At 59.3% G+C, this 20693-nt stretch carries 18 protein-coding genes; 3 read left to right on the forward strand and 15 right to left on the reverse strand.

Annotated features, from left to right (window positions below; genetic code table 11):
- Window positions 1–53: 53 nt before the first annotated feature.
- From ACVJ19_RS04625 to ACVJ19_RS04640, 4 genes are all read right to left on the reverse strand, one after another.
- Window positions 54–1850, reverse strand: coding sequence for a Spy/CpxP family protein refolding chaperone (locus ACVJ19_RS04625; protein WP_453948213.1), 1797 nt, complete (start codon window positions 1848–1850; stop codon window positions 54–56).
- 524 nt (window positions 1851–2374) lie between these two features.
- Window positions 2375–2623, reverse strand: a complete 249-nt coding sequence (locus ACVJ19_RS04630; protein ID WP_018643669.1) for a hypothetical protein — start codon at window positions 2621–2623, stop codon at window positions 2375–2377.
- Between the two features lie 65 nt (window positions 2624–2688).
- Window positions 2689–3063, reverse strand: a complete 375-nt coding sequence (locus ACVJ19_RS04635) for a CsbD family protein (protein WP_038954960.1) — start codon at window positions 3061–3063, stop codon at window positions 2689–2691.
- 1005 nt (window positions 3064–4068) lie between these two features.
- Window positions 4069–4587, reverse strand: a complete 519-nt coding sequence (locus ACVJ19_RS04640; protein WP_041955320.1) for a hypothetical protein — start codon at window positions 4585–4587, stop codon at window positions 4069–4071.
- A gap of 79 nt (window positions 4588–4666) precedes the next feature.
- Here ACVJ19_RS04640 and ACVJ19_RS04645 point away from each other — a divergent pair, with 79 nt between their 5' ends.
- Window positions 4667–4930, forward strand: a complete 264-nt coding sequence (locus ACVJ19_RS04645; protein ID WP_092218765.1) for a hypothetical protein — start codon at window positions 4667–4669, stop codon at window positions 4928–4930.
- Between the two features lie 218 nt (window positions 4931–5148).
- Entirely contained in the window at window positions 5149–5454 is a 306-nt protein-coding gene (locus ACVJ19_RS04650; protein ID WP_092218763.1) for a GlsB/YeaQ/YmgE family stress response membrane protein, read from the forward strand.
- A 189-nt stretch (window positions 5455–5643) separates the two neighbouring features.
- Here ACVJ19_RS04650 and ACVJ19_RS04655 read toward each other — a convergent pair whose 3' ends face one another.
- The 3 genes from ACVJ19_RS04655 to ACVJ19_RS04665 all read right to left on the reverse strand — a co-directional run bounded on the left by ACVJ19_RS04655 (window position 5644) and on the right by ACVJ19_RS04665 (window position 8051).
- The gene (locus ACVJ19_RS04655) at window positions 5644–6633 is read right to left on the reverse strand and encodes an integrase core domain-containing protein (protein WP_453948214.1); all 990 of its coding nucleotides are present in this window, start codon (window positions 6631–6633) and stop codon (window positions 5644–5646) included.
- A 159-nt stretch (window positions 6634–6792) separates the two neighbouring features.
- Entirely contained in the window at window positions 6793–7569 is a 777-nt protein-coding gene (locus ACVJ19_RS04660; protein ID WP_453948215.1) for a sensor histidine kinase, read from the reverse strand.
- Between the two features lie 98 nt (window positions 7570–7667).
- Entirely contained in the window at window positions 7668–8051 is a 384-nt protein-coding gene (locus ACVJ19_RS04665; RefSeq protein ID WP_041955390.1) for a response regulator, read from the reverse strand.
- Between the two features lie 860 nt (window positions 8052–8911).
- On the opposite strand from ACVJ19_RS04665, the gene ACVJ19_RS04670 reads away from it, so the two are divergent.
- Complete coding sequence (locus tag ACVJ19_RS04670) at window positions 8912–9202, forward strand: DUF1488 domain-containing protein (RefSeq protein ID WP_453948216.1); 291 nt, start codon at window positions 8912–8914, stop codon at window positions 9200–9202.
- 406 nt (window positions 9203–9608) lie between these two features.
- Here ACVJ19_RS04670 and ACVJ19_RS04675 read toward each other — a convergent pair whose 3' ends face one another.
- The 8 genes from ACVJ19_RS04675 to ACVJ19_RS04710 all read right to left on the reverse strand — a co-directional run bounded on the left by ACVJ19_RS04675 (window position 9609) and on the right by ACVJ19_RS04710 (window position 20621).
- Window positions 9609–9923, reverse strand: a complete 315-nt coding sequence (locus tag ACVJ19_RS04675; RefSeq protein ID WP_080751929.1) for a hypothetical protein — start codon at window positions 9921–9923, stop codon at window positions 9609–9611.
- 329 nt (window positions 9924–10252) lie between these two features.
- Complete coding sequence (locus ACVJ19_RS04680; RefSeq protein WP_208084300.1) at window positions 10253–10732, reverse strand: phasin family protein; 480 nt, start codon at window positions 10730–10732, stop codon at window positions 10253–10255.
- A 1308-nt stretch (window positions 10733–12040) separates the two neighbouring features.
- The gene (locus ACVJ19_RS04685; protein WP_028160168.1) at window positions 12041–13237 is read right to left on the reverse strand and encodes a hypothetical protein; all 1197 of its coding nucleotides are present in this window, start codon (window positions 13235–13237) and stop codon (window positions 12041–12043) included.
- A gap of 367 nt (window positions 13238–13604) precedes the next feature.
- A complete protein-coding gene (locus ACVJ19_RS04690; RefSeq protein ID WP_028160167.1) occupies window positions 13605–13916 on the reverse strand; it encodes a DUF736 domain-containing protein in 312 nt (103 codons plus the stop codon).
- Between the two features lie 682 nt (window positions 13917–14598).
- Window positions 14599–16608 (reverse strand): ParB/RepB/Spo0J family partition protein, encoded by a 2010-nt coding sequence (locus ACVJ19_RS04695; RefSeq protein WP_453948217.1) that lies wholly within the window; start codon window positions 16606–16608, stop codon window positions 14599–14601.
- A gap of 628 nt (window positions 16609–17236) precedes the next feature.
- Entirely contained in the window at window positions 17237–18136 is a 900-nt protein-coding gene (locus ACVJ19_RS04700) for a plasmid partitioning protein RepB C-terminal domain-containing protein (protein ID WP_028160165.1), read from the reverse strand.
- Window positions 18136–19020 carry a ParB/RepB/Spo0J family partition protein gene (locus ACVJ19_RS04705; protein WP_049826508.1) on the reverse strand — a complete coding sequence of 295 codons (885 nt, stop codon included), beginning with the start codon at window positions 19018–19020 and terminating at the stop codon, window positions 18136–18138. Before ACVJ19_RS04705 ends, ACVJ19_RS04700 begins: the two co-directional genes overlap by 1 nt.
- Complete coding sequence (locus ACVJ19_RS04710) at window positions 19020–20621, reverse strand: recombinase family protein (protein WP_259181255.1); 1602 nt, start codon at window positions 20619–20621, stop codon at window positions 19020–19022. Before ACVJ19_RS04710 ends, ACVJ19_RS04705 begins: the two co-directional genes overlap by 1 nt.
- Window positions 20622–20693: the final 72 nt, after the last annotated feature.

The raw sequence follows: 20693 nt of genomic DNA on the forward strand, positions 1-20693 counted from the left end.
AAGAGGCGGCCACAAGGGCCGCCTATCTATTTTCAACTCAACGTGAGGCCCAACTAGTTGCCGGATTGCGCGAGTTCGCCGCCGATGCGGTTGAAACGCGCCTTTTGCTCGCTGCTCAGTGACCCATAAAAGTCGTTGAGCGCAGGCTTCACCGTATTAGCTGCATCGATCATGGCCTGCAGGCGCTTCTCCATCGCCTCCAACCGGCCGGGCGGAGTGATTGGCGTGTCCTCGGGGCAGGCGGCTTGCATGATCGAGACAGCCTTGGCAGTGGCCTTCTCAAGGTGCTTCAAACCATCTTCCTGCGCATTGGTCGGCTTGACCGCGTCCTCGATCCGCTCGATCGGCAGATTAGCAAGCCCGGCTTTCGGTTCGCTGCAGCTCTTGCCGTCCCGCGCCGATGTCTGGTTGGCCTCGGCGTTGCTCTTCTGCTTCGGCCCAATTTCGTTTAGGCGCTCCTTCTGCTCATCGTTCAACGAGCTATAGAACTTCTCCATCGCCGGGCGGACCGTCTGCACTGCTTCGAGCGTGGCTGTTAGCCGCAACGTCATCGCCTGTAGGCGACTGGGTGGCGTCATCGCGAAGGCGTTTTTCGCGGGGCATGAGGCTTTGAACACGCTGGCGGCTCTCTGGCCCGAGCTTCGCACCTGGTCGAGAAGCTGCTTCTGCTCGGTATTCAAGCCGACCTTGCTATTGATTTCTGCGAGCGGCCAAGCAGTGATGCCCGTGCCAGGCTGCGTGCACGGTTCTTCCACGGTGGAAGAAGTCGATCGGGCTTGGCGTCCGTTTGGCGGCGCATAGGCATAGCTGTACTCAGGCGGCAGACCGGCTTGGCCCCAGAACACGCCGTCGAAGAAATCATCGTAGGCATAGGCAAAGTAACCGTCATCATAGCCAGAGGGCCAGAATGCGTAATCGAATACGTCCGAATAGGCATAGGGCCAGAACACGGGCCCGTGCCACGGCACGAAGGCCGCGCGCAGGCCGAGGCTCCAGGCCCGGCGTGGGGCGAGCGCAGCCGTGTCCGCACGGAAATTGGCACCTTGCGCCCGTGCCGCGAAACGCGCAGCGAAGCGGCCTTGCTGGGCTGCCTGCGGTGTAACAGCGACACCGTTACGACGCTCGCCGCGCTGCGCTTGCTCATTGGGTTGAACCAATGCATTCGGCTGAGCATGGCCGTTAGGTTGCAGCCGCTGCTGCACGCGCTGCTCACGCTGCTGATTGATTTCCTGCTGCTTCTGCGCGCGTTGCGCAGTCGGGAGCTTTCGCAGTTCACGGGTTTCCTGTTGGCGCAGCGTGAGCTCCTCGCGTTGCTGGCGGCGCAGCTGCTCGCGCGTTGGCGTAGCGGATACGGCGGCCTTGGGCGCGGCGTTGTGGGTGGTCGGCGGAGTTGCTGTTCGGGCGGGTGCATTGTCCCGCGGACTGTTGATGATGCGTGGCGTTGCTTGACGCGTTGGAGCTGCGGCCCTTTGCGGCGCATGGCCTTGTGGAGCGGCCTCGCGTTGCGGTGCGGCCTGGCGTTGCGGCGCGGCTTCACGTTGCGGTACGGCCTGCCGTTGCGGCGCGGCCTCGCGTTGCGGCGCGGCCTGCCGTTGCGGCGCGGCCTGGCGTTGCGGTGCGACTTCACGTTGCGGTGCGGTCTGGCGTTGCGGCACGGCCTCGCGTTGCGGAGCGGCCTGACTTTGCGGCGCGGCCTGCCGCTGTGGCGGCGGCGCGACAGCTGGGGCTGAACGCGCCGCCGGCGCTCCTTTGTTGTTTTCGTGCTTCTGTTCCTGAGCATTTGCGCTCAACGGGATCATCATCAACACTGCAAGCCCCAGCATTGCAGTCAGCTTCAAAACGCTTTTCATGAAAGAATTCTCCGCTACGACTATACTGATCGCAGCGCAAACAAACTGGCGGTGGCATTGTGCGGGGGTTTTGCCTCGCGGCGCGTTGATATTCACCAATCGTTGTGCGCCCGACATCGGGACAAATAGGGTCAGCCAGCAAAAGTTCCTGCCCTACCGCGCGATACAAGGTCGCGCAGATTGATCTGCATTAAATTGGACCCAATTCTGATGTTATCGAACACGACCGGCAATCAGGAAGAGTGCCAGCTTCTTTCGAAGATGATTATCGGGTGCGGATGCTGTACCCCCCGCGCCCCCAGTTTAAATCCAGGGGGTCTGAAATTTAAAGCCGGACAGTGTGGTCAATTTTGACCGGCGGCGTGCTCTAAGCGCACTTAGCCTACCGCCCTCACCAAGGAGGTGACCATGGCACAGGACCCTTCTCGGCCATTGCGGGCGGCTATCGGGCACCTGCTCTAAGCAGCTACCGAGGAGTCCTCAGATCTGTATAGCCTGGGACGGTTAGCGCGCCCCCAAACCCATCATCGCCGGCGTGCGACGGCAACGCCCAACAGGAACGCGACTAACAGCGAACCAAGTGGCGCTTCGCGCGCGATATTGCTCAAGATGCTCAACGGCATCCCTGGCTTTCGACCCGCTTCTATCGCGCCGCTAACTCGATGGACTGCCCCCTTCACAGCTTCGGAGACTTCCGCGATGGTGGATTTCGGTTCTGGAACGGAATCCAAGCTTTCATGGGCGAAAGGGGCCAGCGGGATGTCATCACTCACGATCTCATCTCCAAGTCAACAAACAGCCAATCAATCAAAAAGCGTGAATAGCTCCGATATGGCCGTCATAGCCGTTGTCGCCCGCGCTGCGGCGGATGGTGCGGCGGGCGCGTCAGCAATAGCCCCAACGCAAAGCCGATCCCGCCCGCGATCAACATCGAACCGAGGGGATTGTCCTGCACCTTCTTCGCGATCGCTTGCGAGCCGTCACGGAAAGTATCACCGCTGTTCTCATAAGCGTCCTTGGCGTAGTTGACGGCGGCATCCGTAGCTTCCCGCGCTGCATCCTTGGCCTGGCCATACAGGTTCTGCGCGGTGCCTGTCGCCTCGCGGATGCGGCCTGCTGCCTGGGTCTTTGCGTCGCCGGCGATATCGCCGACGGTGCCCTCGACCCTACCGGCGAAGTCCTTCGCCGAGCCGGCAATTCGATCGTTCTCCATAGCTAACACTTCCTAAGATGAAGTCTCGGAGCGCTAACTGACAAGATCAGGCTACGTTCCTGCGCGCACAGAAGACCGGCTTGCAAATGTGGTCTGATCTAAGCTCTCACCATTCCACACTTGCTGCTCGCCGACGAGGCGATCGAGTATCAGAAAACTGTTGCGATGCATGGGCTGTCGATCCCCGCACGGCCCAGCGCCGTCTGGATCTTGAGAGAACTCACAGAATGGCTGCGGTTTCCGTTTGCAGCCGCAGCGGCGCTTGCTCACTTTTGCTCACTGTCAAAATTTCAAATTGCGAGTGTCCTGATCAGGACGGCTCGGGACGGTAGGTGCTGGCCTGTTTCAGACGACAGTGGCCTAGTCTTAAAAATGGCAATGATCTAATTTGAAAGTGAGCAATTTTGAACAGACGATCGCAGTGCATATCTGCTGTTTTGGTGGTCACCGGGGGATTGCGCTGTCCGGACCTAATCCAACGCCACCAAGCATTATTGGGCTTGGTGGCGTTGTGCTTTCCCGGGTCCTAATTCGTTAACTTTTCGAAAGTGAGCAAAATAGAACGGCGCCGGGATAGCGATGATTCCATGGTGCCTCCATCACCGCCCCCATCACGGCATCTATCGGTGACTGAGAGTTCTGTAACGCTCCCGCCTGAGTTTAGGTGAGCATCATGTCATCCTTAGCAGTCTTGTTCGACCCAAGCCGCATAGCAGTTCAGCCCCATACCTGCCCCCAATGCTTGGGTCCAATGACCCTGACGCACATTAAGCCCTCTCGGATCGGATTCGAGATTCGTACGTTTCAGGGCGTCAATTGCCATCACGTCGATAAAGTCGTCAGCGAAACCCATTCGATGAAGTGGATTTCTTCCGGGCTACGGGCTCCGGTTTAGATCCCAACACGGTCCCTAGATGGGGATCTGGGCGACGACACAACCTGTCAGAAGAGAATAGTTTTCAACAAACATCTGGCGGCGCTATTTGCTCAGCCGTGCGCCGACGTTCAGCGCGCTCGCCAAAAAAGCCTCTTTCGCTTCTGCGCAGCCTTAAATTCAAGGACATATCTTTGAACAGCGTGCTTGGCATTGGAGCTCCAACGACGCATGAGTTGCCATGCCTGCAGGGATGCGACCCAGTCCTGGCCTTGACAAAACCTGTCGTAGCACCAGGCGAAAACAGGAATTGACATAAGCTTATCGCGGCTAACGCTGAAGAGACGCTCAATAAGCAGGAGCTTGAGAAGCTCGCCAACGATGAGGACCATAAGCCCGTCAACGACGTGGCCTGTCGCCGTCAGGTAAGCCGCAACAGGCTTAACAGGTTCGAGCAAAATGACCGGCACGATGAACAGCGCCAGAGTAGGATATGGGCGAAGCGACACAATCCACGCTCGCAAGCTTTCGAATACCCAGCAATCCGCCATCCGGCGAAGGACAGGTTTGAAGAGAGTGAAAAAGACGGCGTCCACCAGGAAGTAGATGGCGGCGATCAGAAGCACAAAGGGTTTGAATATACGGCTCAAGCTAGATTCTCCAACGAACCAAAGCGCGAATCATCATTAAGTTCACGAGCCAAAGCAGCGAATGACACGACCGCAACCAATGATCAAAACGCTCTCGGCCGTCGCAATTTCCGCCTTCATTGCCGCCGCCTTGTTCGTACTGTCTGTATATGCCCCAGAGGTCGAACCTGGGCAGTCGGCCGCCCTCCAGAAGAGCAACCGGCGCGATATTCATGTTGTCGACACGGGCTGCGCAAAGCAGACTTGGCCTCACTTCAGCGGCTCGTGCCTGCACGGGAATGGCGCGAAACTCGAGGCGCGCCTTGTCAGTGCAGCTCGCGAGTCAGAAAACGGTTCGAAATGAGACTTCAAATCGACCGCGCGTGCCTCTACCTGCGACCAAAGGAGTGGTGGACTGCCTGTTACCCTGACAGGCGAGCTCAACCAATTGCGACGAGGCCGATGGCGTGAGGGCATACCTGGCGCCAAAGCCAATATTCCAACAAGCTGATCAAATTTGCACAGACACCAGGCGGATCAGCTTGCAATACTGCGTCCAAACCAGAATGCCGAGGTGTCACAATGAATATGTCGAGCGAAGGCCTGCTGGTCATACTGTTTGTCGGTCTCGTTGCGGGCTGGTTGGCTGGTCAAATCGTCCAGGGGACCGGTTTTGGAATTATCGGTGACCTCATTGTCGGGATTTTGGGCGCCTTTATCGGAAGCTGGTTGTTACCTCAGCTAGGCATCCATCTCGGTAGCGGGATGATCAGCGCGATCGTCAACGCCACCATCGGAGCGATATTGCTGCTGCTCATCGTGCGGCTGCTTCGAGGTGGCAGCGGATGGGGAAGTAGGTGGGGCGGCAATTGGGGTCGGCGATGGTAACGCATTCCCGCAGAGTGACTCGCGACCGCCCGCTGTGACCTGGCTACCGGCCCCGCGACTGTGGATCCGCTCTGAGTGATGCAGCACGCTGCATAATCGGCAATGCGCCGGCTCCCAGGATCCCGCGTGGGTCCCGCGAATGGGAGACCCCTTCAACGACGGCTTTGCTTTGGTCGTTGCTGTCGATGTTCAATAATTCGCTGATTGGATCGCGGTGGTCTTGGTAGCGGCGAAGGCCTTGGGAGTTTGTCCCGCCAAGGCCTGATGGGGTCTGTGGTTGTTGTAGTAGACGAGGTACTCGAACAGTTCATTGGCGAAGTGGTCGAGGTTGTCGAAGGTCGCGCCGTCGATGACGTCGTCATCGAGGGTACGCCAGAAGCGTTCGACCTTGCCGTTGGTCTGCGGCCGATAGGGCCTGGTGTAGCGGTGTTTGATGCCGAGCTCGAGCAGCATGGCCTCGAACGGATGCTCGCCCGGCTTGGTGCGGGCGGCGAACTCGGCGCCGTTGTCGGACAGGATTTCCTGGAAGACGAGCCCATAGGTGACGTTGAGGGTGTTGATCATCTTCAGGGTCTTGAACATGACCGGCAGCGCCTTCTTGGATGTCAGGACCTCGGCCCAGGCCAGACGCGAGCAGCTGTCGATCAGGCTGATGATGTAGGCCGTGACCGGGGGTGGCGCGAGGAACATATCGCGCGGCAATTGATGCAGATCGACGTGGCCCAGCTCCCCGAGCTTGTCCTTGATGATATGGCGTTTCTCCTCACGCATCGCCGGCGTGCGGTGGTTCAGGCGGTAGTGTTTCAGCACCCGGTAGATCGTGATCGGCGAAGGTACCGTGTCGCGCGTTTCGCGCAAGACGGCATGAATCTCATAACGGTTCATCCCCCGCTTGCGATGGGCGACGATCTCCGCCTCGATCCCTTCCAGCTCGCGCCGTTCCCGCCACTTCGGGCCGCGCCGCCGCGGCAGCAGATCCGCGTCCTCGCCGCTCTGCAGATAGCGATTGTAATATTTGCGGAACGTCTGCGAGCAGGTCCCGTGGTGCCGGTAGAAGTCGCCGACCCGCTTGAACAGCGGCGATCGGCCAGCCTTCACCGCCTCATACTCCGAAATCAGAAAACGCCACTTGTGCAGATAGTTGCGCTCAACCGTTCGGTCATAGCTGTTGTCTCGCATCGGATCGTTCCTCCGCTGGAGCGATCCAATCAGCGAATTAGTGAACATGCACAGCTGCGAGCTCCACGCCTCGAAGGCGCCCAACAAAAAGGGACGAAGAGAAATACTGATCAACTCACGTAAAATACTGATCCACTCACGTGACCACATGCGCGCTGGCTATGCCGGCGGGGAGCTCAAAAAAGCTATCGGTACGTCGAACGTGTACGAGAAACCCGTCGACGCATAGGCTAATTGCACATTGCCCTGGAGCTGCTTGCCAAGCGTCTCGATCAGCCGTGTTCCGAAGCTGCGCTTGGCGGGCGGCTGGACAACCGCACCGTTCTTTTCGGTCCAGGTGAGGTGCAAGCGCTGTGTCGGTTGGTCTACCGTCCAGACGAGGTCGACGCGCCCCTCCGGGACCGACAGGGCGCCAAACTTCGTGGTGTTCGTGCAGAGCTCATTGAGCGTCATCGCGACGGCGATGACGGCAGCCGACGTCATCCGGATATCGGGTCCCGTGATCGAGAATTTCGACTCGGCGGGATTGTCGAAGGCTTCGATGGCGCTGCGGACGACCGTGCCAAGATCGGCGCTGGACCATTTTGCCTGCAGAAGGAGATCGTGGGCCCGGCCGAGTGCCAAAAGCCGGCCCTCGATGGCGTGTTGCGCGTGCTCGCCCCCCTGCAGGTTGCGCAGGCTCTGGGAGACGATTGCGGCGACGGTCGCGAGCGTGTTCTTGATGCGGTGATGCAGTTCTTCGAGGATCAGCTTCTGCAGCTTGTCGGATGCCTCGCGCTCTTTGGCATCGATACCGGCCTTGGCAAGCAGGCTCCTCGTATTGATCTCAGCCTGCGCCAGGAGTAACCGCAGGCTGACATTCTCTGCCGCCAGAAAGTCCTGGTGGAATTCTGCGCCGCCCGGACGCCTGTCTGTGCGGAGATCGACTTCAAGCATTTGCAACTGTATCACCTTGGGCGGGGTACCGCACTTGATTTCGGCCGGGCGTTGGCATTGAAAGGTCTGGCGGCATCCGGCGCCAAGAACCACGAGATTCAGGCGTGGCCTATCATGCTGCGCATCTGGGCTATGACTTGCCAGGCTTGGAGTGGTTTGCCGAAAAATCTGCTACAGGGGGGAAGATCGATGCTCGATGGGTTCAATTGTCCCGACACCAGGATGATCTTGATCGCCGGCCAACGCTTATGCACGGTATGCGCAAGACTCAGGCCGTCCATGCTGCCGGGCAATTGAATGTCGGTGCATATGAGCGCGATGTCGGACCTGGATTCGAGGATTGCGACGGCTTCGTCGGTATCCAGAGCTTCAACCGGCGTGTAACCGGCGTCTTCCACCATGTCGACCGCGCGCATGCGGAGCATCATCTCGTCCTCTACGACGAGAACGACGGCCGGACTGCGTGAAAGATCGGGTACCATCGGATAGGCATCCACGGGAAAACGGGTGTTGACTGAAACGAGCGATCGATCTGGGACAAGCATCTCGGTGCTCCTACGATCCATGCCCAGGAGCTCTTTTCCTAAGTGCCCGAGTTTGGGCGTGAACGGTGGAGCGGGGGAAGAAACTAGCCCTCAACCGTCATTTTGCCGGCACGCCGACCCTGCGGCTGAAATGCTCGAGCATTTCAGCGGCGTTCTCCAGGATCGTAGCCTTTTTCATTGCCTCCGCGCGCTCGTCTCCCGGCGGCATCTTGCGGGCTCCATCCAGGGCGTCTGCCGCCCGGATGTTCAGCTTGCAAGCTAACGACGATTGGACTCGCTTGACTGGCCGGAATGAGCGGTTGGCTTCAGCAGACGGCGCGGGCCCAACGAGGGGAACTACCACTGAATAAGCATCGCAGCAGCGATCAGCAGCACAAAGAAGATCGGCAGCAGTACCGGAGGCACTAACCACTCGCGAACGCTGAATTTGGAGATATTTGACATAGTAACCGCCTCTAGGTCGCGGCGGGAGCACACTGCTCTCAGTCACCGATAACAGCCGAGGGGCGCGCGGTGATATCCAAGATATAGTGCCGATCCGCAGAATAACGAGGCCAGGCGCGACTATTTGCTGTGGCGGGATCGAGCGGGGTTGTAATCCGCTTCCAGCATACCCAGTTAGAGGTTGGCGCAACCGGATCGCTCCAACGTCCCTCCCTTCGCGCTTCGCGCCAAGCTTTGGCTACCGTATACCTTGTCAGCGTATCGACCCGTTGCACGCGAGTGCGCCGGAGACAGGATCGGACGCCATCGAATATGCCGCGACGCAAATCGCGTGCAGCCGGCACGGAGGTCTCGTGCTCCGACAACTGATCGGCCCCGACAACATGATCGAGTTTCCCAACCATAGCCGTTCATATGACCGCACGCGGCGTGCCGTACGATTTTGGGGACACGACAGCGCTATTGAGGCATCGTTTTTCATAAACGAAGATGCGCTGAAGCGAATTCAACCAGATACCGGTTACGGTGAGTCGGATTTTCTGCACGCGTTCGATTTCAATCGTGACTTGATATGCGCCGCCGCTGCTAAGATGTACGTCCGCGGCAGCAGGGGCTCTTACGATCTGGTCGCCGCAAATTTTTGAACCGATCCTGCTTCCGCAAGCTCGGCCTGATCAGCGAAACTGCTCGACGAACGGCGAAACGTCGGCCCTTCGATCTGGCCACCTGAAAAATCGCGGCACACCAGGATAGCGGCGGAGTCGAATCGAGACTGCACCCAATCATCTCTCTTGGGAGAATGTCATGGACACAAGTTTTGCAGTTACATTCCTATCGTGTGGAGGAATTTTCCTTCTCGCGTTTGTCGCGATCGGGGCGTTTTGGTTTGCGGAACGGTTGCGAGGGACGAACGCTCCTCGCCTGGGAAAGTCGGGATAGATCACACCAGACGCCGATCGAAGCATTCGATCTATGCCATTTGAGGATGAGTCCCAATGAAAAAGCCGCGGACTACACCACGGCCATTTTCACAAGGTATCTCGTCGTCTCTCAGTAGCGGTCGGTCCCGATTCCAACGCTCACGCCGGGAGCACTGAAGCCGATGCCGCCACGGTCTTCATAGCCGCGGCGCTCGATGTAACGCTCGCGAGGAGCATATCCGTAAGCATCGCGCCCGTCGCGGATGATAACACGGCGTTCACCACGTTCGCGCCAGCAGCGACCGTCTTCATTGCAGACCATACGAACGTTTTGAACGTTGCTCTCCGGTGCAACTGATACATTGGCAGAAAGCGGGGCAGCTGAAGCAGCGGTCACAAGAAGCGTACCTGCCGCGGCTGCCATAGTGAGTGCGATAAATTTCATAGCATTTCTCCAAAAGTGATTGTGTCAGTAAGCCAATCGGCTCGCGACAGAATGGTTCCAAAAGCCCAGCTGTGATTGTCAAACGCAGGATGCAAACCGGGGAGCAGAGGTTGAGGAGCGATCATGGCATCTCGCGCGCTTTGCCATCTGCGCCTGCAAGAGAGCGATGGGACTGCCAAAGTGATCCTGGCGCCCGCGGCGGAGAAGTGCGTCTATCGCTTTAGAGGGCTTCCGGGATTAAGCCAAAATCAACCAGGATGTCGCTTATCTCATTGTAGCGTGCGCTCGACCTGCATCGTGAGGCCAAAACACACCGGGGCCTTAGGCTTTCATCGCCTAGTAATTACTTCAGACATTTCTCTCGAATACTTGCCGAACATGGCGATCCGCTTGCTCGTGAATTCTGAAATGACGCTGAAAAATTCAAAGGGCGATCTGATCGCCAGAAGCCTCTGGGCGAATTCAGAAGCAAATTGCATGTTGGCTTGAGCCATTTCCAGAATCTTTGCTTGATAAGCCTGCACGTTCGCCGTGGCTGAAGAGGACTCGAATCCTTTCTTTGAATCGTCATCCCTCATCATCTGTGTGAAGTCATCTTGTAAGGCAGTCGCCGGATTCTCAACAAGGATAGCTTCCTGTGTTGAGTCGTTGTGAAGCTCAGGAGGCGGCTCAGTTGAGCCTGCCGCGACAGGGCGGAGAGGATTGTCTTTCGGGCTCCTTACAATAGCCCGCGTGGTCCGTTGGGCCCGCGCGGCCATCTTCGGGCTGCGGGCGTGCTTTGACGCCGTTGCCAGTTTACGTTTGCTCATCTGACACTCCGGGACGATTGGCGACCACAACGGTCCTTCGTCTGAAGAGAACATGCGATCGAGCTTAACGTTCCAAGCGCAGCTTGATGTGGGTTCCCATGCAATTCGCATGAGCGCCGCTGCTCTTTGGGAGCTGAGCGGCGGCTGGCTTTCGGTGGTTCCGTTCACTTGACGGCCGCCCGGCGTAGGCCATCTCTTGTCATCGCCTGCGTGAGTCTCGCCACGCTTATGCAGGGCGCTCAACACGACCTTCGCCTGGACGACCCGAAATGCAGTCAGCAGCGAAGTCGGCGGCGCGACGATCGAGAGTAGCGTCTATAACCGGTAATCTGATATCCGCATCCCAATGCACAGGTGTGGTAGCAACTTTTCGCAGCATTGCATTTTGCTGCACTTTGTTGCGCTCGAACGAACAGCGGATTCTCTGCTACCGGTGTTGGTCCGCTGGCTGGGCGTGGTCACAAGCAAGATAACGTGTGTTCCGTCGTCGTGGATCTGGATCGGGTCTCATCCGCCATGGCGGAGCTCTGTGTGGCGTATCCGGTCGCCGGATTTATTGAGAAAATGCTGCAGCGACTTAGCAGGTGACTTGCGAAGTCCCACTGTTTGCGAGCGTGTGCGATAGCGATCGTTACCCGAAGGGCCGAGACACCCGTAGGGTGGCTCGGTGAGGAGCGAAGCGACGAGTAGAGCGCGGGCCGAAGGCATCGCCCATATGTCATCAGCACGCAACGCACTTCGCTGCGAACTCTTGCCCGCGTAAGTGAGTGAGGGTCGCATTAGTGACGAACCCGAAAGTCTTAACGTCATGATCGTCGTCAACGTTTCGAATGCAAACCGAATGTCCGTCACAGGGCGAAAGCGAACCCGGAACTGGCGGCTGGCGACAACGATCCGGCCTCATGGCCGAGCCGCCGCAATCAGCCAGATATGGGTTGAGCGCGGTCTTGTGCTGCGCGAGGACGGTCGGATCTTCGATGGAGACGACCTGAAGATCGGCTCATGATCGAGCATGCGTGTCATCGTCAAACTTCCGAGTCAACCGTTCACCAAGTCGGCTTCGTGCTTCGTGTACAGTCGCAACGCTAAATTTGCTAACTTTTCGCGATTTAGACGATCGGCTCTGCAAGAGTTCAAAATATGACAGGTGTCCAAGCGAGAAGTTTCGCGAGCCGGGCTGTTGGGCCCGGCGAGCCCGGACGCGGGCCACGCGTCAACGCCGCCGATCCGGCTTGCCGGATCGGCGGCGACCCATGAACAACGTTGAGATCCTGCCGCGCAACCAACCTTGATTGCGCGGCTAGTTCCTCAGATCGCCCGTTCCATCAGGCGCTTTGCCCTTCCTTCCAACTCAAGCCGCGCGTCCTGATGCGATTTAGTCCGCGCGACCGCCGTGATCCCCTGCACGAAATCAAACAGGCTCTCCGGTTTGCGGTTTTCCTCGCCGAAGATTGTTTCGATAATCTTCGTCGTATCGGATTTGGTAAAGCCGCTCTTGCGAAGAAAGCCTTCCCGATCCTCGTCTGTGCGGGCAACGATCCGCTGCCGCGCTGCCTTGATGCCGGCGACGAACGGCGCGGGCGAGGAATTGGCAAAGCTCGTCAAGGCGGGTTCCGCCTCATATGCAAACCGCTGCGCCGCAAACTTCGAATGCCGAATGGTGACCTCCTCGAAATTCTCCACGCCCCAGAGATTGCGGTTCATGCAGACGGCGCGGAGGTAGAAGCTCGCAATGCCAAGCGTCTTGCTGCCGACTTCGCTGTTCCAGCAGTAGAAGCCGCGAAAATACAAATCCGGCGATCCATTCGCCAACCGCCCGGCCTCGATCGGATTGGTATCATCGACTAGAAACAGGAACACATCGCGGTCGCTGGCGTACAGGGTCGTCGTCTCCTTGGTCACGTCGACAAAGGGATTGTGGGTCATGGATGCCCAATCCAGCACGCCCGGCACCTTCCACCTTGTATCGCCGGTGCCGTTCCCCGCGATCTTCATGACGGCGGCGACAAGCTCGTAATCCCAGATGCGGCCATAATCCGGACCGGTGACGGCACGAAGCTGGATGTGCCCGTGATCGGCTTCCAGTGTTTTCACCAATTCGGCGCGGTGCGAGAACAGACCGTGCTGCAGGTTGATGCCGGAGAGGGCTGCGGGAAGCTGCCGCAGATAGGAGGTGGGCGCCCCGACCAGCGTACATAATTGGCCGAAGCTCCAATGGGTCGGCACCACCGGCTCGTCACGTCCGGGCACCATCAGGGATAGCCGCTCCGAGTGGTCGCCGCTGGCCTCCACACGGATGGCGCGGCTTTCCACCGTTCGCGCCTGTGCGCGCTCGGCGCGTCCGCGCACAGCATCATAGAGGTCGGGCAAATTCAGATAGCGTTCGTCGTCGGGGCGCGCAAACCATTCCGACGATACTCGGCCGATCCGCTGGCCTCGCGAGACATCCACGCGAAAGCCGGCCATCGCCGGCTGATCGGTTTGCGGCAAGGTCATGATGTTCATATCGTTTCTCCTAGGGCTGAGGTTGAAGCGCAGCGCTGCGCTGCAACCCTGCCCGTCGGCGAGACCTGGGGTAGCAAGGGCAAGGGCGGCCGGAGGCGGAGGGGGATCACCCGCCCGACAGGGGCGCGCACGACGAGCGCGCGTCTGCACGCGCCCAGACGGCAATCGTCGTCGTGAATATCTATGGCGCGGAAGACCGGGGATACGGTCCGGCCGGCACCGTCAGGTGCTTCACCCTTGCCTGCGCGAGGGCGGAGCCCTTAGCGATTCTCTTTCAAGAAAAATGCTCTTCCTGCCTCCCTGCAAGCAGCAACCACCATGCAAAAAGCCCCGCCTCCGAAGAGGCGGGGCGGATGATCCGGAAAGGTCAGTCGGCGCTGCGGCGCGACCAGATCAGGGTGAAGCCGTCGTCGCCTTCGACTTTCACCAGCGAGGCGTAGATCGGCGCCGGAAAGCTCGGATCATCGAGCTTGACCGAGAGATATTCGCGATCGGTCTCGCGGGCGGTCTTCTTCCAGGCGGCGCCGAATTCGATGGCGCCAGCGAAGATCCGGAAATCCGGTGCCTTCTCGTTCTCTCGCTCGGAAGCGACAAGTTTTGCCTTGATGTTGAGCGTCAGCGTCTTAATCGAGCCGACATAGCCGGTGTCCGAAGTGGTGAAGGTGCCGATGGTAGCCATGGTGATCTCCGTTTGTTGCTCGGGCCGCGCCCATCGCGGCCTCGATGGCGGTCCTTGGCCCGGGGAGCGATCGGCCCGCAGCCGTTTGGCCCGAAGCACAGCGGAGGACGGCGATAGACTGCTTGTTTGTCTCGCGAGGAATGCCGCCCCCTTCGCGGCAGGGGAAAGAAGCAGGCGAAGCCGTTGCGGGAAGGCGATCGAGGCTCTTGCCGCCCCTCGGGCCTGATCCGTCCATTCGAGGCTGCGTGGCTCGCTGGCCACAAACGGACAGACGGAGACCACTATGGCTACCGGCATTCAAGCCGACCACAGACTTCGGCTCGGTCAAGACATTGAATCACGCAATCAAGGGCGATAACGACGCGCGAGAAGAAGCTTTGCGGCAGATTTCGCATTCTTGCGCTACGCAATTGGCAACGTGGCCGAGGAAGCGCCGACAAGAGATGGTAGCAGTCACGTTAGAGACCCGGCGCCGATCCACGCATCGTTGGTGTAAGGCTAAGGACCGCCCTGTGTTCGGGCCTGTCGGCATTGACCGGGAGAATCCGGAATCCGTCGTCGAGGTGATCTGCGTGCGAGAGCCGCAGCTTTGCATCTGTTGAACCGCCGCGCGCCTGCCAAGGCGCGCGGCGGAATTTTTCGGCAATCTGACCGGGCGGCGTAAGCGGCCCGGTCTCCAAGCTCACTCGGCAGCTTCCGGATATGCGTCTGTACCCTGCGAGCCGGCTTGCTCTTGGGACTTGGCCGTGCGCAGCCAAGTTGGCAGCCAGCCGGTCCCGGCGAGCAACTGCTCCGCAGCCTCCGCCATGTCGACCTTCTTCATGTCCGCAATTCGCTCGGCGGCCTCGCCGCTCACACCTTCACAGACCGCCTCCAGAATGCGCGCTTTTGTAACGCGGCCGAGATAGCTTCGCGCGGTCGGCCGCCAATAGGCGGTCATGTCGAGGGCGACGGCCACAGCCAGATGGTCAGCGGTTGCCACGGCGCGGGGCTTGCGCTCCCACGGCAGCTTGACCGCATTGACGGTCAGCGCGACACAATGGGCGAACAGCGCCATCCGGCTGTCGTGATCAAGCTCGGCCACGAAGGTCCAGAGGCCCGCGACGTCGCGCGGCATCTGCCGCGCCCAGTTGGCGTGGCGATCAGTCCACGCCTTGCCGGCCGGGGTATCTTCGATCCCCTCCGCATGCGCAGCCAAATGGGTCCTGATCGGCTGGATACCGACGACATGCGCATCGGCACCGAGATAGAAGATTTGCGCGGCCAGCGCGTGCGTGACCGCGACCACGGCGACCTCCGGCTCTTCGCCGAGGTTGAGGCGCAGACCCAGGGTCCGATGCGCGGTGAGGTCACGGACGAGAACGTCAGACACCGGACGATCGTCTTCTTCCTCACTGGTGGCGCTGTCGCCATCCCCTACATCAGTTCCATCCCGGAGCGGTTGATCGGCAGTGCCGACGGCTTCGCCCGCCGTCTCATCCTCACCTCTCTGCACCGTTTCCGCTCGGGGCCTTTCGTCCTCCCGCCGGACAAACCCACGCTCGATTCGGATCGTGCCGTCATGATTGAGGATCACGAACGCACCGCCTCGCGCGACATCGTCGGGATCGTAAGCCAGCCGTTTGGCCTCCAGCCGCTCGATCTCGGCTTCAAGTTCTCCGAAGTGAGCGTCAACATCGTCGGGAAGTTCCTCGGCCGTCTGGTACTGCTCGGTCAGTCGGTCAAACTCGGCTTGCGCCGAATCGAGGGCCGCCTGATCCTCCGCCAAAAGCGCGACTGGATGCGGGTAGGTCCGCCGCATGCCGTGCGCATGCGGGAAATCAAGGTGGGCTTCGGTCCATTTCCACCCCTCCGCCTCCCGCGCGGCATCGGCAGCGCTCCCGAGTTTTGCAGTGACCAGCAGATCGAGCAGTGCCACGTCCTCGAAGTAACCGCCGCGATCCTCGGTGAAGAGATCGCGCAGGAGAGCGCCGCCCGCCTCGGCATAGGCCTCGATACCGATGAACCGCGCGCGGCGGTCAGTGGCTGGGACGTGGGCTTCGGTAAGGAGGCGACGGATGGTGCTGGCATCGCGGCTGTAGGACAACCGCTCATGGACGGCTTCCTGCCGGGCGTGATCTTCCGTGATGGCAAAAGCCGACAACTGTTCGAGGGTCAGGTCGCCATCACGATAGATCTGCATCAGTTTGGGGGAAACCGCGCCCAACCGCAGCCGCTGCCGCACCACGTGGGCCGACACGCCGAAGCGTGCGGCGATTTCTTCGGCGCCAAAACCGCGCTCGTCGGCCAACTTCTTGAAGGCCTCGAACTGGTCGGCGGGGTGCATGTCCTCGCGGGTGACATTTTCGTCGAGGCTGATTTCGTGGGGATCGTTTGCGGTATCGACGATGCAGCGGATCGGCTCAGTCTTCTTGATCTCCTTCCGCTTCACCCGCAGAAGCTGGGCGAGCCGCCTGCCTTCGCCGATGGTCACGAAGTAAAATCCCGTCGCGGTCCGTTTTGCGTCATATTCGGGTTCAACGACCAGATTTTGCAAAATGCCCTTGGCGGCAATGCTCGCCGCATAGGTCTCGATAGCCGCCTCGCTATGCGGCGTCTTGCGTGCATTCTTCGGGGACTTCTTGAGCTTGCTCAGCGGAATGAATACCTCCGTTCCGCTCTCGGGGATGGTCTTTACCTGCTTGGCCGACATGATCGATCTCTCCTTGCTGTTTTCAGGGGCGCAAAGCGCGCACTCCGCGCCTGCGCCCCTGCCCGTCGGCGAGACCGGGGGTAGCAAGTGCCAGGGCGACCAGGGCGGAGGGGGATCGCCCGCCCGATAGGGCCGCTTCCTGGAAGCGGGTCTGCACGAGCGAATGGGCAGGCCCGCGATGGTTCGTCGTCTGCGGACAGCGCGGAAGACCGGGGAGACCGCCCGGGTCGGCGCCGGCATGAGCCGGCGCTTCACCCTGGCGTGCGCGAGGGGCGGAGCCCATTAGCCAGTTGGAAACGAAGACACTCGTCCTTGTGGTAATGAAGCCATCGTCCGGCAAGACCAGCAAGAAAGGCAGCCGCAAGAGCGTCAGCATAGCGCCGCCTCTTGGCGGGACGCGGGACCGACTGCAGTCCCGAGACCGGTTAAAAAGGCACCCGCAGGAGGGTCAGCATAGCGCCGACGCGGAACGCGGCGGGACCCGGGACCGAGTGCCTCCGGCGAAGGACACGGAATGGCGTGCGAATGTCGGAATCAGGCTTCACGATCCTCGCATTGATCTCCAAATGAGAGAAAGTGAAGGCGTGCAGCATCGACGTTAGGGTCAAATGCTCGGTCTTCGAAAATCTCATGCGGCAGATTTCTGCTGCTCGGCTATCTTCTGAAACTCCGCCAGGAGTTCGGGCGTGTGCTGGGCGAGATATCGAACAATGCGCGCGTTCTCGATCAGTCGATGCAGGTAACCGGTCGCAACGACAAGATCCAGATGATCGGAACCGTATGATTGCTCCATGAGACGGAATTCGCGATCCAAATTGGCTGACTCCTGCTCCATCAACACCATCTGCTCATCCGTGAGGCCGTCGATTTGCTTCGGCTTGGTGGCGTCGACCAGTTGCGCCTGAGGCGTTGCCCCGACAATAGATTTTGCGTAAGTGCTGGAATACTTGTTCATCGTCACCATCAGTTGTGCCGCTTCGATCTGGCGCATCGGCAGCAGCTTCCGCAGCTCCGTGAATGTCGCGATGGGGACGTGCTTGTCCTTCAGCAATTCAACCGCTTCGGGGCAGATCCCATCGAGCAAGCGCTTCTTCAGCCGAACATGGGAGACGTTGACGTTGAGTACCTTCGCTATTCGCTCCTCCGATACACCTCGCTTGATCGCTCCCAGGATCATATTACGTTCCTGAACGATCGCGATGCGGCTAACTCTCTTATTGTAAGTGTATGCCTCATCGTCGGTAGCGATCAGACATGAGGTCTCGGTGATACCGAGTTCCTGAAGGACAGCCAAGCGAAGGTGCCCATCGAGAAGAAGGTATTTTCCCTTCTCGCCGCGATCGCGCGCCACGATAAGGGGTTCGACGAGCCCGATTTCACGTACGGACGACTGGATCTGGCTATATTTCGGCGTCTTCTTGATCGCGTCGCTGATCAGGCGCAATGGTTGAATCGAGCTGCTCGCGATCGTTACCCGCTCACGCTCAAACGCCATGACGATGGGTCGTCTGTCGGGTTTGCGCATCATCACGCAACACTCCCTCGTTCCATGCGGGTCAACAGCTTCTTTGGCAGCGTATCGAGCTTCTCCGATTTCAAGAGGGCAACAAACTTTTCGTCTCCAAGGAGTTCGTGCATTGCATGCGCGATGAAGATGAGACGATTCCGGGTGGCATCGGCCCTGCGAATGAGAAGGCGCTTCCGATCCGTATCTTCCCGATATGCTCGAACCAACGAACGGGACGAAAGCTTTGCGCCCTTCTCGACCGCGCCTCTTATCCCTCGTCCACGTCGGCGACGGCTTTCCACGATGCGCTTTGCGATGAGCAATTTGCGACCACGGAGGAGATTCTTCTCATACGCCTGATGCAGGGCCTCTTGGATACCAACGTCGTCGGCGTCCGCGATCTGGACGGCAACACTTACCGGAATATGACCAACTTCGACGGCTCGCAGGAGACGCTGCTCTCCTTGGGCCAGCAGCCGGCCTACACCCCGAACATACTCAAGAGACAATCCGGTCTTCTTGGCGATCTCCGGATCGGAGTAGCCCCGCTGCTTCATGCCGCCGATGTCGTGCAGCAGATCGATGGCCTGATGTTGACGCCTGGCACAATTCTCGACCAAGCTCTTGATCATGCAATCTTCCACGCTCCCTTCGATGACGAACGCCGGAATTTCCAATTCCCCAAGCTCGACAAACGCTTCCAGCCTCCCCTGACCGCACACCAGATCGTATCTGACGCGTTGCTCGTCTTCCCTGCATGTCACCGTAATTGGCTTCTTGAGCCCGAGTGCGGCGATATTCTCCACAAGCTCCCGAAAGCTCTTCCTGTTGCGCACGCGGGGATTGACGATCGAAATCAGTGATATCGGGATCAGTTGAACTGTGAGTGGAATTCCATCGGTCATCACGCCACCTCCTTCAGGGAAATTCTTTCAGCCATCTCGAATAGAGGTTCCAAGGTATCGAAGAGGTAAGAATCGATCGAAATGCCGTTGTACTCGTGGAGGCGCAGCACCGGCTCGTCCATGTACACCGTCGGCAAGATGAGATAGTCGCGAGCCGCGATGTTCGATCCGTCCATCCGAACGGCGACTGTGATGTCGGGCAGCAGGCTTCGCTCCAGGCGGACTCGCCACCGAAGTTTTCCGGCCGCCGTTTCGCGGCAGCGCGCGATGACGGCGGAAACGGAAAACTCGTCGTTGACGATCAATAGCTCGCTCGATTCATCCCGGCTGACGCGTCCGCCAAAGCGCTTCAACCCATCGATCACCTCCGCAATCACGGTCGGGTGCAACCTTCGAAGTGCTCGATTTATACCGATGTATGCGTAGTCCCTTTCGGGGGTATATCCCACCAATTGGTAGGCCCGCACCAGGCTACCAAAGCGTCGCTGAAATGAGCCGCTCGATGGACAGTCGTCGGTCTCATCGATCAGCAAACCGGACAGAGCGCCCTTTCGGTCCAAGATGCGACGGAGCAGTTCCAGCATTTCCGCGTCGGTCATGCGGCGGCAGCGAGCTTCGATAATCGCCTGCGCTGTGTCGTATAGGGTCCGGTCAACGATCGGTTCGAAGACGTTATCGGCCCTGATCCACGCCTCCGGACCATTTCGAACGCGCCTTTGCTTTAGTTTGAATGAGCCACGGTTCCAGACGTTGTGGCCGATGTATTTCTCGTTGATGAGTACCTGATGAACCGTGCCACGTGTCCAGAGGCGTCCCAGATCGGTCCGAATTCCCTGCCTGTTCAACCTATCGGCGATCTCGGATTCGTTGAGTTGCCCATCGACGAAGTCCCGATAGATACGGGTTACGGTTTGAGCTTCTTCGCTCGGGCCAGGGACCAAGATGACGCGGTCAGTCTGAATGCTCTTATGCTGCTGGCGATCCAGGAGGCCCTTTGAGTTTCCCCGCTCGTCGACGAGTTGGCGTCTCAGACCAAAGCCCGGGGGGCCACCTTGGCGAAAGCCCAACTCGATGAGACGCTTTTGGCCGGCGAATACCTTGACGGAGAGCTCGCGGCTATATTCGGCCGCCATACGTCGCTTCACGACCTTCTGGACATCCGACCCGATACTGCCGTCGTTCTCGAATTGCTCGGCGCAGTAAATGACGTTCACGCCTGCAGCGCGGCAGCGATATTCATAGAAGGCCGCTTCGTCCGAGTCCGGAAACCGTCCCCAGCGACTAACATCGTAGACAAGGACAACCGAAAAATCGGCCCTTCGTCCTTCGATATCTGCGAGCAACTTTTGCAGGCCTTGCCGTCCGTCGATGTTTAACCCGCTGCGGCCGGCGTCCTCATATGTACGAACGATTTCGAAGCCGCGCTCCAGAGCGTAACGGCCGATTGCGTCCGACTGGTTTTCCGTCGAATAGCGCTGGTGCTCCGTGGACATGCGCACATATTGGGCAGCGCGCAACGGCAATCTGGACGACAGGTCGTCCCGTCGATGACTTACTGAAGGAGATTTCGACGTTTCCTTGGGTTCCACGGCGGTGACCATGTTTGGCTTGGCTGTGGCTGCAAGCTCCAGGGATATCTAAGAGTCCATCGCTATCCGGTTTGGTCATCTAAC

The sequence above is a fragment of the Bradyrhizobium sp. USDA 376 genome, from assembly GCF_054063675.1.

Coding starts and splice junctions, on each gene's coding strand:
- ACVJ19_RS04625 (WP_453948213.1), bottom strand. CDS start 1,850: ATGAAAAGCGTTTTGAAGCTGACTGCAATGCTGGGGCTTGCAGTGTTG.
- ACVJ19_RS04635 (WP_038954960.1), bottom strand. CDS start 3,063: ATGGAGAACGATCGAATTGCCGGCTCGGCGAAGGACTTCGCCGGTAGG.
- ACVJ19_RS04645 (WP_092218765.1), top strand. CDS start 4,667: ATGATCAAAACGCTCTCGGCCGTCGCAATTTCCGCCTTCATTGCCGCC.
- ACVJ19_RS04650 (WP_092218763.1), top strand. CDS start 5,149: ATGAATATGTCGAGCGAAGGCCTGCTGGTCATACTGTTTGTCGGTCTC.
- ACVJ19_RS04655 (WP_453948214.1), bottom strand. CDS start 6,633: ATGCGAGACAACAGCTATGACCGAACGGTTGAGCGCAACTATCTGCAC.
- ACVJ19_RS04660 (WP_453948215.1), bottom strand. CDS start 7,569: ATGCTTGAAGTCGATCTCCGCACAGACAGGCGTCCGGGCGGCGCAGAA.
- ACVJ19_RS04665 (WP_041955390.1), bottom strand. CDS start 8,051: ATGGTACCCGATCTTTCACGCAGTCCGGCCGTCGTTCTCGTCGTAGAG.
- ACVJ19_RS04675 (WP_080751929.1), bottom strand. CDS start 9,923: ATGAAATTTATCGCACTCACTATGGCAGCCGCGGCAGGTACGCTTCTT.
- ACVJ19_RS04680 (WP_208084300.1), bottom strand. CDS start 10,732: ATGAGCAAACGTAAACTGGCAACGGCGTCAAAGCACGCCCGCAGCCCG.
- ACVJ19_RS04685 (WP_028160168.1), bottom strand. CDS start 13,237: ATGAACATCATGACCTTGCCGCAAACCGATCAGCCGGCGATGGCCGGC.
- ACVJ19_RS04690 (WP_028160167.1), bottom strand. CDS start 13,916: ATGGCTACCATCGGCACCTTCACCACTTCGGACACCGGCTATGTCGGC.
- ACVJ19_RS04695 (WP_453948217.1), bottom strand. CDS start 16,608: ATGTCGGCCAAGCAGGTAAAGACCATCCCCGAGAGCGGAACGGAGGTA.
- ACVJ19_RS04700 (WP_028160165.1), bottom strand. CDS start 18,136: ATGATGCGCAAACCCGACAGACGACCCATCGTCATGGCGTTTGAGCGT.
- ACVJ19_RS04705 (WP_049826508.1), bottom strand. CDS start 19,020: ATGACCGATGGAATTCCACTCACAGTTCAACTGATCCCGATATCACTG.
- ACVJ19_RS04710 (WP_259181255.1), bottom strand. CDS start 20,621: ATGGTCACCGCCGTGGAACCCAAGGAAACGTCGAAATCTCCTTCAGTA.